The organism is Mycobacterium sp. PTI7, from assembly GCF_056679845.1.
This window is the reverse complement of sequence record NZ_CM155252.1, coordinates 4,317,504-4,330,673: the sequence shown is the minus strand read 5'-3', so window position 1 is coordinate 4,330,673 and position 13,170 is coordinate 4,317,504. Positions and strand designations below refer to the sequence as shown.

Below are 13,170 nucleotides of genomic sequence, written 5' to 3'. Positions count from 1 at the left end.
GCACCTCCCGGGATCGCCATGGCCGGCGATTTTCAGATGCTCGAAGGTGGCTGGCATGGCATATGACGTCGCCCGGGTGCGAGGTCTGCACCCGTCGCTGGGCGACGGCTGGGTGCACTTCGATGCGCCCTACGGCATGTTGCTGCCGGACTCCGTCGCCACCACCGTCTCGACCGCGTTCCGCGGTTCGCTGACCACCGACGTCGGCCCCCACCCGTCCGCGCAACGCAGTGCCGCGGTGCTGGCCGCCGCGCGCCGGGCCGTCGCGGACCTCGTCGGCGGTGATCCGGCCGGTGTGGTGCTGGGTGCCGACCGCGCGATCCTGCTGACGTCGCTCGCCGACGCGGCGTCGTCGCGCGTGGGGCTCGGCTACGAGATCGTGGTGACGCGCCTCGACGACGAGGCCAACATCGCGCCCTGGTTGCGTGCCGCGAATCGGTACGGCGCCAAGGTCAAGTGGGCCGAGGTCGACATCGAGACCGGTGAGCTGCCGACGTGGCAGTGGGAGACCCTGATCACCAAGCCGACGCGGATGGTGGCGATCACGTCGGCGTCGTCGTCGCTCGGCACCGTCACCGACCTGCGTCCGGTGACGAAGCTGGTGCACGAGAACTCCGGGCTGGTCGTGGTGGACCACTCGGCCGCCGCGCCGTACCGCCTGATCGACGTCGACGAGGTCGAGGCCGACGTGGTCGCCGTGAACGCCGTCGCCTGGGGCGGCCCGCCGATCGGTGCGCTGGTGTTCAAGGACCCGTCGCTGATCGACTCGTTCGGCTCGGTGTCGCTGGATCCGCTGGCCTCCGGCGCCGCGCGCCTCGAGGTCGGCGTCCACCAGTACGGCATGCTCGCCGGCGTCGTCGCGAGCGTCGAGTACCTGGCGAACCTCGACGAGACGGCCACCGGCACCCGCCGCGAACGGCTGGCGGTGTCGATGCAGTCGGCGGCCGCCTACATGGACCGGCTGTTCGACTACCTGCTGACGTCGCTGCGCTCGCTGCCGCTGGTGATGGTGCTCGGTGAGCCCGAGGTGCGGATCCCGGTGCTGAGCCTGGCCGTGCACGGTGTGCCTGCCGACCGGGTGGTGCGGCGGCTCGCCGACAACGGCGTGCTCGCGGTGTCCAACACGACCTCACGGGTCCTGGACGTCATCGGCGTGAGCGACATCGGCGGAGCGGTCACGGTGGGACTGGCGCACTACACCACGGTGGCCGAGGTGGACCAACTGGTCCGCGCCCTGGCCTCGCTGGGCTAATCGGCCACGCGCAGAAGCACTTTCCCGGTCACTTCGCTCGACTCGAGCAGGCGATGCGCCTCGGCGGCCTCGGTGATGGGCAGCTCGGCGCCGACGACGGGCCGCACCTTGCCCGCGGCGATCATCGGCCACACGTTGGCGACCACCTCGGCGATGATGGCGCCCTTGCCCGAGGGGCCGGTGACCGGACGGGATCGCAGCGCCGTCGCGATGACGCCGGCCCGCTTGCCGAGCAGCTTGCCGAGGTTGAGTTCACCCTTCACGCCGCCCTGGAAGCCGATGACGACGAGCCGACCGTCGGGGGCCAGCGCGTCGACGTTGCGGTCGAGGTAGGACGCACCCATGATGTCGAGGATCACGTCGACGCCCGCGCCGTCGGACTCCGCACGCACCCGTTCGACGAAGTCCTGTTCGCGGTAATTGATCAGCACGTCGGCGCCGAGGTCGCGGCACACGTCCAGCTTCTTCTCCGACCCGGCGGTGACGGCGATCCGGCAGCCCAGCGCGTGGGCGACCTGGATGGCGTGGGTGCCGATGCCGCTGGCGCCGCCGTGCACCAGCAGGAAGTGGTGGGGAGTGAGCCCGCCGGTCATGACGACGTTCGACCACACCGTGCACGCCACCTCGGGGAGCGCGGCGGCGCCGTGCAGGTCCACGCCCTCGGGCACCGGCATCAGCTGCGGTGCGGGCACCGCGACCCGCTCGGCGTAGCCGCCGCCGGCCAGCAGTGCGCACACCTCCTGGCCGACCGACCAGCCCTCGACGTCCGCGCCCAACTCCGAGATTCGTCCGGACACCTCGAGGCCGAGGATCTCGCTGGCGCCCGGCGGCGGCGGGTAGTTCCCGGCCGCCTGCAGCAGATCGGCACGGTTGATCCCGGCGGTCACCACGTCGACGACCACCTCACCAGCTCCCGCGACGACGTCGGGAATCTCCTGCCAACGCAGGTCACCGGGCTTTTCGACGACGATTGCACGCATGTCCATAACGCTACTACCCGCCGGTCCGCGCCCTACTATGTCGCCATGGAGGGGATGATCGAAGGGCGCACCGCGAGCGCCATGCCTGGGTTGGACATCGCGGAACAACGGTCGTGGCAGAACTTCTTGGACGCCGCACTTCGGCTGTACGCCACCTTGAACAAGTCGCTCGTGGAGACGCACCACCTGACGCTCAACGACGTGCGGTTGCTCGACGTCCTGGACAAGGCGGCGGGAGGCTCGGCGCGGATGGGGGATCTCGCCGAGGAACTGATGTCGCTGCCGAGCCGGGTGACGCGGCAGATCCACCGGCTGGAGTCCCACGAGCTGGTGGGACGCTGCTCCAGCCCCGACGACGGTCGAGGGGTGCTCGCCACCATTACCCCGAAGGGCCGCGAGGTGCTCGCCGACGCTTTGGCGACCTACGGGGAGGGCGTGCGCACGCACTTCCTGTCCCGGTTGTCGCGGACGCAGATCGCGGCGATGGGGGAGAACTGCCGCCGGATCGGGGCGGGTCTGCGGTCCGAGGGTGCGCCCGCGAGGCTCGGCCGGGTCTGAGCCGTTTAGGCTTGTCGACGGTGGCGTGGCAGAGCGGCCTAATGCACTCGCCTTGAAAGCGAGAGTCGGCTAACACCGACCGGGGGTTCAAATCCCTCCGCCACCGCTCTTCGGTTCGGGCTACAGCCCGTACCGCAGCCGAATCCCGTTGAACCGCTGCCACGTCTGGGCCACCCGTTCCTCGGGGGTGACGGTCCGGGTGACGGCGGGCAACTCGGCGGCCAGGTCGGCCCGACGGACCAGCCGCGTGTGCAGCGGCACCGGTTGCCCGGCCAGCATGTGGCGGTAGGTGAGGTTCCCGCGCTCGAAGCCCTGAGTGTCCATCCAGTTGTGCAGGCCGGGATCGTCGTGGGCCAGCACCACCCGGATCCGGCCGTCGGGGTCGATCGCGGTCCGGCTCGGCGTGAAGCTCACCGGCCGGTAGAGGTAGTCCATGCTGGTGAAGAACGCCCCCATGTTGGTGAGCATCCATAGTCCGTCGTGGGCATCGAACTCCACGATCAGGGCCTCGTAACGGCCGATCACCCAGTGCATGTTGACCGCCGCGCGGCCGCGCAGCGCGTCGCCGTCGCCGGACGTCAACGGCGGGAACGCATTCGGGTGGTGCTCGTCGACGCCGCCGTGGGCGAACGGGAAGTCCGGCCAGTCGGTCATGAGCCCGGTCACGAAGGTGCCCGCCCACTCGGCCGCGTCCACCACGTCCCGTGGCGTCGGCACCGGACGGGGTCCGGCCATGTCCACGCGTTCGATCGACAGCCGCGCCGGCGTCTCGTCCCACCGGTCGAAGCCCTGCCGGATGAACAGCTTTCGCGATCCCGGCGTGGTGGGCAGCCAGTTCCCGTCGCGCCGCGGCCCGCCGACCACCACCTCGAACGTCCCGTCCGCCCCGGCGCGAAGCTCGTCGCCGGTGAGGCTGGCCTCGGGGACGTCGCCGAACGGGTCGTGCAGGACACCCGGGCCGTCGCGTCGCGGGCCCTGCACGGTCACGTTGAGGAACGGGGCGTCGCCGCGGGTCCCGGTGATGCGATAGGTCGACTCGCCGTCGATCCACGCCTGGTGATAGGTGAAGTCGGCGCAGTCGCCGCCCAGCTTGCGGGTGGGATGGCTGAACGCGTGCAGCATCGGGAAGCGCGGATCGCGGGTCTCCAGCGCGAGATCGAATGCCTGACCAAGGTTCTGGGTGAGGAAGCGGAAGGCGTCCGCCCGCTGCACGTCCGACGCGGGACTGCGGTCCTTGAACGCGAGGTCACCGGCGGCGCGCAATCGGTCACAGAACGCATGCCACGCGTCGCGCAGCGCCTCGTCGGACCCGCCGTCGCCGAACGCCATCACCGCTCCAGCATCGCCGACACCGCGGCGCAACCGCGCCGCGCCGCGGCCTCGGTGCCCTCGGCGTCGATGCGCGGGCCGATGAGTTCGAGATCGAAGCCGTGCCGGTACCCCAGGTCGAGCACGTCGTGCACGAATCGCTCGATCGGGATGGCGCCGTCACCCGGCACGGCCCGCGCGGGGAGCGCCCGGTCGCCCAGCACGTAGTCGCTGAGCTGAATCGACCGGATACGCGGCAGGATTCGGGCCACGACGTCCATCAGGCCGGCCTCGGCCCAGCAGTGGAACAGGTCGACGACGACGTCGAGGCCGGCCAGGTCGGCGAGCGCCTCGGTGTCGCGCAGGCTGTGGGCGATGTGGATGTCGGCGTAGAGCGCGGAGGCATTCTCGATCGCCAGCGCCATGCCGGCGTCGGCGGCCCGGGCACGGCACGGTGCGACCGCCGCGCTGAAGCGTTCCGCGGCCTGCTCCCACGTCAGTGCCCCGCGCCCACCGGTCAGCAGGTAGACGCATCGCGTGCCGACCTCGGCTGCGGCGTCGATCACCCGGTTCAATTCCTCGGCGGAGGAGAACAGGTGGAAGACGGTGTCGACGGCGTAGCCGCGGCGCGCCACCAGTGGGGCCAGTCCGGGGTCGTCGAGCTGCGCGTCGACCAGGCTCAGCCGCCGCAGCCCGAGCGACGTCCAGTGCGCGTCGTACTCGTCGAGGCTCGCGCCGAGCAACCCGACGGCATGCACGGACAGGCGCGCGTCAGGCACGGTTCTCGATCTGGACGCCGAATCGTTCTCGGAACGGCCGGAATTCGTCGTGCAGCGCGTCGAGGTCCTCGCCGATGTCGGTGAGCAGCGACGTGGAGTAGCGGAACTTGCCGTGCCGGTCGCCGCGGTTCTCGGCCAGATAGGTGCGCATCGCACGCTCGCCGTCGGGGGTGAGGTCGCGGCCGCTGAACGCGTAGAAGCGTCCGACGGTGCCGATCGGGTCCGCGACGAAGTCGGTGTAGCGGACGTGCAGGATCCGCGGGTCGTCGACGAGCGGATTGGTCATGGTGTTGGCGACCCCCGCGCGGGTCATCGCGAGGTGGTCGCGCGCGAGGTCGCGGAGATCGACCGGACCGACGATGCCGTCGAGGATGTCGGCCATCATCATCGTGCGCGACGCCGCGACCTGGACGGGGTCACGATGCAGCCACACCAGTGTCGCGTCCGGATAGGCGTCGAAGAACTCGGCGAGCCGGAAGCCGTGGAAACCCTTGAGCACCCAGCGCTTCGGTGTCCGGCCGAACTGCAGGTGCTGCAGCATCGCCCGGTGGATCGCGTACTGCGCCCCCGCGTCGGTGGGCAGTCCGGCGACGAGGGTCTGCATGGGCACGCGCCACCACGCGGTGGGCGTCATCACCCGGAAGTCGAAGGCCCACGTCCGCTCGTCCTCGGGCAGTCCGTCGCCGAGCATGTCGTTGTACGGGTGGCTGTGCAGCCACTTCGGCATCTTCGCGTTGATCTCGCGCCAGTCGTCGTCGGCGCGGGTCCGCCGGCTCCCGTCGTCGGCGAGACCCGGCGGTGGGGACGGGTACATCACCTCCCAGAAGCGCAGCGCCCGCGACTCGGGATCGACCGACATGAGCGCGTGCATCAGCGTGGTGCCCGACCGTGGCTCGCCGGTGGCGAACATGGGCCGGTCGATCACCTCGTCGGCCATCGGGTGGCGGCTGCGGTCGGCGAAGAACTCGAGCCGTGACGTCAGCAGCCAGTGGCACGTGTCGGCGGCACGGCGGGTGCCGTCACCGTCCAGGCCGAGCGAGTTCAGGTGGTCGACGGCGGTCGAGAAGCGTTGTGCCAGGCTCGGATCGCCGTAGTCGGACAGGCCGGTCTCGGCCTCCGCGCCGGCGAGCATCGCCCGCGCGTCGAGTGGCGCGGTCACGACTGCCCGCACAGCCGCAGCAGTTCGTCCTCAGTGGCGCGCACGTTCTCCGCCGACGCCGCCGCGTGCCGCAGGCCGGCCATGGCGCCGTAATCGAGGATCTTGGGCACGCGCAGTCCGGCGTCGACGAACTCCTTGATCCGTGCCGCCACCCGGGCCGGTGAGCCGTGCGGCACCATCGCGAGCACGGCGTCGGGGTCGACGCGGGCGAGGAAGTCGACGATGCGCTCGCGGGTGAGCGTGCCGGGGTCGATGTCCTGGAAGCCGCGCCAGCGGTCGCCCATCGGGTGTTCGAAACCGTGGTCCGCCAACGTCTTCGCCGACACCTGCAGCAGGAAGGCCTGCACCAGGGGAGCCCGGACGATCTCGGCGAGTGCGTCGTCGTCGCCGATCAGGCACACCTGGATGAAGGCCGGCGTGATGGCCAGCGGATCGCGTCCCGCCCGGTCGGCCGACGCCCGCACGGTCGCGAGCATGTCGGCGTAGTGCTCGGGCGTCCACGCGCCGGCGGGCCACCAGCCGTCGGCGTGACGGCCGGTGATCTCCAGCATCCGCGGGCCACTCGCCCCGACCCAGATCGCGGGCGGGCGACCGCCGTACGGTTCGGTGTCGAGCCGGGCGTGGCGTAGCCGGTAGAAGCAGCCCGAGAAGTCGACCGGCCCCTCGGAGTCCCACAGCAGCCGGATCACCTCGAGCGCCTCCTCGAAGCGGCTCACCGGATGAGCGAAGTCGAACCCGTAGGGCACCACGTTCTCGGTCTCGCCGCTGCCCAGGCCGAGGATGAACCGGCCCTCGGCGACGTGGTCGATGGTGAGCGCGCTCTGGGCGAGCATCACCGGGTGCCGCCGGACGGTGTCGACGACGCTGGTGGCCAGCGGCACGGTGTGGGTGAGTGCAGCCGCCGCGGCGGCCACCGCCATGCCGTCGAGGTGCCGGTGCGGCGACGGCGACGCCTCGGCGAGGTCGGTGAACTCCGGTGTCCAGATCGAGTCGGGCCAGAAGCTGACCATGTGGTCCGGCAGCCAGACGGAGTGGTAGCGCGGGTCGTCGACGCGCGCGAGCGCACCGAGGTCCAGCGGCAGCGTGGTGCGGAAGAACGCCGCGGGCTGAACCTTCACGTCCGCGATGCTAAGCGACTGCCCAGCATCGTCGGAGTGGATTGCGGCTATTCGCCGGTGAACTCCGCGGGCCGCTTCTCGAACATCGCGGTGATGCCCTCGGTGAGGTCCTTGCTGGCCATGAACGCCGAGTTCCACGCCGCCACGTACCGCAGGCTCGCGGACACCTGCGCCGTGCGCTGATCGTCGAGCACGTCCTTCACTCCCTGCACCACCAGCGGCGGGTTGGCGGCGATCTCGCGTGCGGTGGCGTGCGCTGCGGCCAGCGAGGCCTCGGCGTCGGGATACACGTCGTTGACCAGACCGATCTTCTCGGCCCGCGCGGCGTCGATGTCCTTGCCCGTCAACGCCAGTTCGCGCAGGTGACCCTCGGACAGGATCTGCGGCAGCCGCGCCAGCGAGCCCACGTCGGCGACGATCGCGAGCTTGACCTCGCGGACGGAGAACTTGGCGTCGGCACTGGCGTACCGGATGTCGACGGCCGAGATCAGGTCGACGCCGCCGCCGATGCACCAGCCCTGGATCGACGCGATCACCGGCGTGCGGCAGTCCGCGACGGCGGTGATCGACTGCTGCATCGAGCGCAGCCGGGCGTGGAAGTCGGCGCGCGGCTTGGCCAGCGCGCCGCCGGCCATCATCGAGCCCATCGTGTCGCCCATCGCGGCGAGGTCGAGGCCGTAGCTGAAGTTGCGGCCCGAGCCGGTGAGCACGATCGCCCGCACCTCGGGATCGGCGTCGAGCCGCTCGAACGCGACGGGCAACTCGGCCCAGAAGGCGGGGCCCATCGCGTTGCCCTTGCCGGGGCCGGTCAGGGTGACCCTGGCCACCCGCTCGTCGACGTCGACGGTCATGGATTCGTACGTGTCGCTCATGCCCGTCACGCTAGCGGGCTAGGGCGGGGACCCACCCAGGAGGATGTCGGCGAGCCCGATGTCCTTGGGCAGGAACTGGCACATCGCGTCGGCGGCCAGCCGCATGGTGTCCATCTCGTCGCCGCCGATCACCGGCCCGTACTCGCCGAAGATCTCGTTGACCACGGCGGCCTGGTCCTCGGGTGCCAGCTCGAGGAACTCGCCGCACGTGATCGACTGGGGGTCGCCGGGAGCGGTCGACGGCGACCGTGGGTTCGACGTCCGCGGCGCCCGCGACGGCGTCGACTCGCTCGTCGAGAGGCTGGCGCCCGGTTCGGTGGTCATCGCGACGGTCCCGGGCACGGTGCGGCTGCAGCCGGCGAGCGTGCCGACGGCCAGCAGCGCGGTCGCCACGACCAGGGCTCGGGAGGTCATCCGAGCAACGATAGGCGCTAGACGCGCTGGAGGTAGAAGTACAGGTGGCGCGGCGTGCCGGATGTCGTGTCGAGTGCGCCCTTGCCGTTCATGATGCCGACGACGGCGTGATCGTCGACCTTCTTGAAGTGGTCGTGCACGGGGGCGCCGTCGTAGACCATCGACGCCAGCATCTCGCCGCGGAACTCCTCGAGCCACAGGCTCGCCTCGCCCTTCATGGCCTCGGTGTTGGAGAACTTGTTGCCCTCGGCGTCGAGGCACACCAGCGGCTTGGCGTCGGCCGCCGAGTGGAACGTCTTGCCGAACCAGTTGAGCCGGTTCATGAATCCGTTCGCCTTGTGGCCGGTGTCGAACTCGCCGCCCTTCCACTCGCCGATCATGAAGTCGACGGTGGTCGGCTCGAGCGTCGCCCAGAACTCGTCGAGTTCGGCGTCGGTCAACTGGTCGGTGCGCGCCGCCAGCCGGTCGAAGGTGGCGCGGGCGGTGGTCTGCTGGTCTGTCTGGGCTGTCATCGTCGTCCAATCCATCGGGTCGCGAACTCGAGGAACGCGTCGTTCTCGTGCACGGCGGCGACGGTGACCCGCACGCCGTCCCGTCCGTAGGGGCGGACGAGGAGCCGGTCGTCGGCCGCGGCGTTGACGAAGTCGTCGGTCCGCTCGGCCAGGGGGAGCCAGACGAAGTTCGCCTGCGACGGCGGCACCTCGAAGCCGGCGGCCCGCAGCGTCTCGGTCACCCGGACGCGCTCGCCGACCACGACGTCGGTGCGGGCCAGCAGTTCGTCGGACGCCTCGAGCGAGGCGATGGCGGCGGCCTGCGACACGGTGGTCGCGGTGAACGGGACGTACACCTTGTTCAGCGCGACGATCACGTCCGGATCGGCAACCGCGTAGCCGACCCGCAGACCGGCCAGGCCGTAGGCCTTCGAGAAGGTGCGCAGCACCACCACGTTCGCGTGCTCGCGCACGAGGCCGAAGCTGTCGGGCAACATGTCGTCGCGGATGTACTCGACGTAGGCCTCGTCCAGGACGATCAGCACGTCGTCGGGCACGGCCTCGACGAAGCGGGCCAGCGCGGCGGGATCGACGACGGTGCTCGTCGGGTTGTTGGGGTTGCAGACGAAGATCAGCCGGGTGCGGTCGGTGACCGCGGCCAGCATCGCGTCGAGGTCGAACGTGTGGTCGCGCAGCGGCACCTGGACCGGCGTCGCGCCGGCGGTGCGGACCTGCAGCGGGTAGATCTCGAAGCTGCGCCATCCGTACAGCACCTCGTCGCCCACCGAGGCGGTGATCTGGATGAGCTGCTGGCACAGGCTCACCGATCCGCACCCGACGGCGATGTGCTCCGGGGAGAACGAGCCGCCGTCGAGCGTCTTGGCCAGGCAGTCGCGCAACTCGACGTAGCCGTTGTCGGGGTAGCGGTTGATGGTGTCGGCGGCGGCGGCGATCGCGGCCCGCACGCTGGGCAGCGGACCGTCCACGGTCTCGTTGCTCGCGATCTTGATGGCGCCCGGCACCGTCCGGCCCGGCGTGTAGGCGGGGAGATCGGCCAGCAGAGGGCGCAGGCGGGCAGTCACCCGGACAGTCTAGGGAACGTCCACGGCCGCGATGTCTTCCCGGCTTTGCCTTCGTCTGGCAGGGCTGTGTACGCTTTCCCCTCGGATCGTCGGGAGGCGTGCCAGAGCGGCCGAATGGGACTCACTGCTAATGAGTTGTCCGTCTTAAAGCGGACCGGAGGTTCAAATCCTCTCGCCTCCGCCACACTGGCCCGCGCCAGCGTGAACAACTGAATAGCAAGCGCCCGTAGCTCAACGGATAGAGCATCTGACTACGGATCAGAAGGTTAGGGGTTCGAATCCCTTCGGGCGCACTCAGCTGGACTGCCGAGCCTGCGATCATGGCGACATGACACCACCCGTGATCGAACGTTGGCACCACTTCATCTCCGGTGGGCACGATGCCGCCGTCCTCGACGCGATGCTCGCCGACGACGTCGTCTTCCACTCCCCGGCCCTGTTCTCCGCGCAGGAGGGCCGCGCGAAGACCGCGATGTACCTGATGGCCGCGGCGAAGGTGTTCGGCGATACGGACTTCCACTACGTGGGCGAGTGGTACGCCGACCGCTCGGCGGTGCTCGAGTTCGCCGCCACCATCGACGGCAAGTACGTCAACGGCGTCGACATGATCGTCTGGGGCGACGACGACCGCATCACGTCCTTCAAGGTGATGATCCGGCCGTTCTCGGGCCTTCAGTTGGTGATGGGAAAGATGGCCGCGCTGCTGCAGCCCAGCTGAACGCTATCCCGCAGCTCGTCCGCCGACATCGGCTTGGCGAAGTAGTGCCCCTGCGCGACGTCGCAGCCGAACTCGCGTAGCCGCTGGGCGGTCGGCGCGTCCTCGACGCCCTCCGCGACGCAGGCCACGCCGAGCGCGTGCGCCAGGTCGATCACCGACCGGACGATCGCCGCGGCGCGGGGGCTGTGCAGCACCGGCGAGATGAACTGACGGTCGAGCTTCAGTTCGTCGATCGGCAGGTCCCGTAGATAGCTCATCGTGGCGTAGCCCGTGCCGAAGTCGTCGATCGCGATGCGCAGCCCGTTGTCCCGCAGACGCTGGATCACCGTCGCCGCCCGCCGGACGTTGGCCAGTAGCAGGTGTTCGGTGATCTCGACCGACAGGGCGGCGGGAGGCAGTCCGGCCCGCTCGAGCGCGGTGGTGATGCGGTCCGGCAGCTCCAGGTCGTCCAGTGACGGCGCGAACAGGTTGATCGCCACCGGGAGGTCGCACTGCTCCGGGTGATACCAGGTGACGGCGTCGTGCACGGCCCGGTAGAGCACCAGCTCGGTCACCGCGTCCATCAGCCCGTTCTGTCGTACCAACGGCAGGAACTGGTTCGGGGTGAGCACGCCGTACTCGGGATGCGGCCAGCGGATCAGCGCCTCGACGCCGACCGTCGTGCCGGTCGAGAGGCTGATCTTGGGTTGGTAGACGAGATCGAGTTGGTCGTCGTCGATGGCCCGCCGCAGCTGGCCGAGCAGTTGGATGCCCGCCACCGGAGGGCGCTTGCGCTTGCCGCCGGGGGGCGCCGAGGTCTTCGGCTCTGCGCGGCCGTCCTGCCGCATGTCGGGGGTGAAGACCTGGACGCCGCCGATGCCCGCCCGCCGGCCCGCGTACATGGCGACGTCGGCGCGCTGGAACAGCTCGTCCGCGGTGAGGTCCTCGTCCTCGGCCGGCGGCGCGGTGGCCAGCCCGACGCTGGGGTGGACGTAGATCTCCTCGCCGTCCAGGAAGAAGGGGCGGTCGAACACCTCGATGACGCGCTGGGCGATCTCGTCGGCCGGACGGGGCCCACCCTCGATCAGGATCGCGAACTCGTCGCCGCCGAATCGGGCCAGGGTGTCGCCGCGGGGGACCACGCCGGTGAGGCGTTCGCCGACGGCGCGCAGCAGCGCGTCGCCCGACGGGTGGCCGAGGTGGTCGTTGACGAGCTTGAAGTCGTCGAGGTCGAGCGACAGCACCGCGACCTCGCGGCCGTCGCGCTCGCGGAGTTGCATCGCATGGTTGAGCCGGTCGGTGAACAGCAGGCGGTTGGCCAGCCCGGTCAGCGGGTCCTGCAGCGCCTGCTCGGCCACGACGCCGAGCAGTGCGCGGTTGTCGACGAGCACGGTCAACTGCCGGGCGATGGTGGCGAAGATCAGCACGCCCCCGGATGCCACGATCACGTGCGTGGCGGTCGAGGACCGCCACAGGTCGATCAAAGCGATCGTGGCGGCGATAACGAGCGGAACGTAGGGCAGCCAGAACCCGAACCTGGACCGCTCGACGTCGGCGGGGATGTCGAAGCCGGGAGTCCGTGCCGCCTGCAGCGCGCTCGCACCGACGAGCAACAGTCCGAGCGCCCTGCCGATCACCAGGGCATCGTCGGCGGTCTGCCCGCGGGCGCTGAAGAACACCAGCGCACTGTCGGTGACGGCCATCGTGGTCAGACCCACGGTCACCATGCCGAGGACGAAGCGATGACTCGGCAGCGCCGTCGTCATCACCAGCACGCAGACCGCCACCACCAATACGTCGGCGACGGGGTACGCGACGGCGACCGCCAGTGCGGCCCGGCTCTGGTCACTGGTCGCGAACAGGTCCCGCAGGACCAGGACCCAGGAGATCAGGAACAGCGACGCGGTGATCACCGTCGCGTCGAGCAGCGCCCGGATCCCCGTGAGGTGGCGGGCGCCGGCCGTGCCGAGTGCGGCGGCCACCACGCCCACGGGCAGTAGCAGATAGGCGACGTCGGCGACCGACGGCGAGGCGAGGGGGCTGCCGACGACGATGCTCTGGTACGCCCAGATGAGGTCGCCGACCACCCAGCCGAACAGTCCGCCGGCGAGCAGCGCCCATGCCCGTCGCCGCAACTGCCGGGTTCGCCGGGCGGCCCAGGCCGCGGCGGCGAAGGCGAACGTGCTGAAGACGATCGACCCGGCGTCGTCCACGATCCGGGTGACCGACGGACCGCCCCACCCCACGAACAGCCACATGGCAAACGCCGCGAGGGCAACGGTCATCGCCCATATGAGCGGACTGACCTTAACTTTGAGCACGGTATCCCCCCAGTTGAGGGCAATGCTTCGCCAACGTCGTGGCCATGTCAAGCATCTGTGATCTTGAAATACGAAGCGTCTAGTGCGGCTAACAGCAACGTCGAGGCAAGGTCGGTCACGTTTTCCGGCGATATTCTGA

At 70.1% G+C, this 13,170-nt stretch carries 13 protein-coding genes and 3 tRNA genes; 6 read left to right on the top strand and 10 right to left on the bottom strand.

The genetic code is table 11. The annotated features are described in order from the left end of the window. Positions 1–55: 55 nt before the first annotated feature. Complete coding sequence (locus AC1MEY_RS20880) at positions 56–1,252, top strand: cysteine desulfurase-like protein (protein WP_480227301.1); 1,197 nt, start codon at positions 56–58, stop codon at positions 1,250–1,252. Here AC1MEY_RS20880 and AC1MEY_RS20875 read toward each other — a convergent pair. After that, a complete protein-coding gene (locus tag AC1MEY_RS20875; protein WP_480227300.1) occupies positions 1,249–2,232 on the bottom strand; it encodes an NAD(P)H-quinone oxidoreductase in 984 nt (327 codons plus the stop codon). The genes AC1MEY_RS20880 and AC1MEY_RS20875 overlap by 4 nt on opposite strands. Before the next feature lie 45 nt (positions 2,233–2,277). Here AC1MEY_RS20875 and AC1MEY_RS20870 point away from each other — a divergent pair, with 45 nt between their 5' ends. Then, entirely contained in the window at positions 2,278–2,790 is a 513-nt protein-coding gene (locus tag AC1MEY_RS20870) for a MarR family winged helix-turn-helix transcriptional regulator (RefSeq protein ID WP_480227299.1), read from the top strand. A gap of 19 nt (positions 2,791–2,809) precedes the next feature. Further along, a tRNA-Ser gene (locus AC1MEY_RS20865) sits at positions 2,810–2,896 on the top strand. A gap of 14 nt (positions 2,897–2,910) precedes the next feature. Here the strand turns inward: AC1MEY_RS20865 and AC1MEY_RS20860 are convergent. The 8 genes from AC1MEY_RS20860 to AC1MEY_RS20825 are packed head-to-tail and all read right to left on the bottom strand — an operon-like array spanning position 2,911 to position 10,013. Continuing rightward, positions 2,911–4,119 (bottom strand): DUF1214 domain-containing protein, encoded by a 1,209-nt coding sequence (locus AC1MEY_RS20860; RefSeq protein WP_480227298.1) that lies wholly within the window; start codon positions 4,117–4,119, stop codon positions 2,911–2,913. Further along, the gene (locus AC1MEY_RS20855) at positions 4,119–4,877 is read right to left on the bottom strand and encodes a sugar phosphate isomerase/epimerase family protein (RefSeq protein ID WP_480227297.1); all 759 of its coding nucleotides are present in this window, start codon (positions 4,875–4,877) and stop codon (positions 4,119–4,121) included. Before AC1MEY_RS20855 ends, AC1MEY_RS20860 begins: the two co-directional genes overlap by 1 nt. Continuing rightward, positions 4,870–6,036: a sulfotransferase family protein gene (locus AC1MEY_RS20850; RefSeq protein ID WP_480227296.1), complete on the bottom strand. Its 1,167-nt coding sequence runs from the start codon at positions 6,034–6,036 to the stop codon at positions 4,870–4,872. The genes AC1MEY_RS20855 and AC1MEY_RS20850 overlap by 8 nt, the downstream gene beginning before the upstream one ends. Next, positions 6,033–7,154 (bottom strand): LLM class flavin-dependent oxidoreductase, encoded by a 1,122-nt coding sequence (locus AC1MEY_RS20845; protein ID WP_480227295.1) that lies wholly within the window; start codon positions 7,152–7,154, stop codon positions 6,033–6,035. The genes AC1MEY_RS20850 and AC1MEY_RS20845 overlap by 4 nt, the downstream gene beginning before the upstream one ends. A gap of 47 nt (positions 7,155–7,201) precedes the next feature. Beyond that, positions 7,202–8,026 carry a crotonase/enoyl-CoA hydratase family protein gene (locus tag AC1MEY_RS20840; protein ID WP_480227294.1) on the bottom strand — a complete coding sequence of 275 codons (825 nt, stop codon included), beginning with the start codon at positions 8,024–8,026 and terminating at the stop codon, positions 7,202–7,204. 18 nt (positions 8,027–8,044) lie between these two features. Next, a complete protein-coding gene (locus AC1MEY_RS20835) occupies positions 8,045–8,440 on the bottom strand; it encodes a hypothetical protein (protein WP_480227293.1) in 396 nt (131 codons plus the stop codon). Between the two features lie 17 nt (positions 8,441–8,457). Further along, positions 8,458–8,952 carry a DUF4334 domain-containing protein gene (locus AC1MEY_RS20830; protein ID WP_480227292.1) on the bottom strand — a complete coding sequence of 165 codons (495 nt, stop codon included), beginning with the start codon at positions 8,950–8,952 and terminating at the stop codon, positions 8,458–8,460. Beyond that, positions 8,949–10,013: a histidinol-phosphate transaminase gene (locus tag AC1MEY_RS20825; protein ID WP_480227291.1), complete on the bottom strand. Its 1,065-nt coding sequence runs from the start codon at positions 10,011–10,013 to the stop codon at positions 8,949–8,951. The genes AC1MEY_RS20830 and AC1MEY_RS20825 overlap by 4 nt, the downstream gene beginning before the upstream one ends. Before the next feature lie 92 nt (positions 10,014–10,105). On the opposite strand from AC1MEY_RS20825, the gene AC1MEY_RS20820 reads away from it, so the two are divergent. The 3 genes from AC1MEY_RS20820 (at position 10,106) to AC1MEY_RS20810 (ending at position 10,731) form a co-directional block, all read left to right on the top strand. Continuing rightward, positions 10,106–10,197, top strand: a tRNA-Ser gene (locus AC1MEY_RS20820). A gap of 36 nt (positions 10,198–10,233) precedes the next feature. Further along, positions 10,234–10,306, top strand: a tRNA-Arg gene (locus AC1MEY_RS20815). Positions 10,307–10,341: 35 nt separating this feature from the next. Continuing rightward, positions 10,342–10,731 (top strand): nuclear transport factor 2 family protein, encoded by a 390-nt coding sequence (locus tag AC1MEY_RS20810; RefSeq protein WP_480227290.1) that lies wholly within the window; start codon positions 10,342–10,344, stop codon positions 10,729–10,731. On the opposite strand, the gene AC1MEY_RS20805 is transcribed toward AC1MEY_RS20810, so the two are convergent. Beyond that, entirely contained in the window at positions 10,686–12,995 is a 2,310-nt protein-coding gene (locus tag AC1MEY_RS20805; RefSeq protein WP_480227289.1) for a putative bifunctional diguanylate cyclase/phosphodiesterase, read from the bottom strand. The two genes, AC1MEY_RS20810 and AC1MEY_RS20805, sit on opposite strands and share 46 nt — an antisense overlap. Positions 12,996–13,170 lie beyond the last annotated feature (175 nt).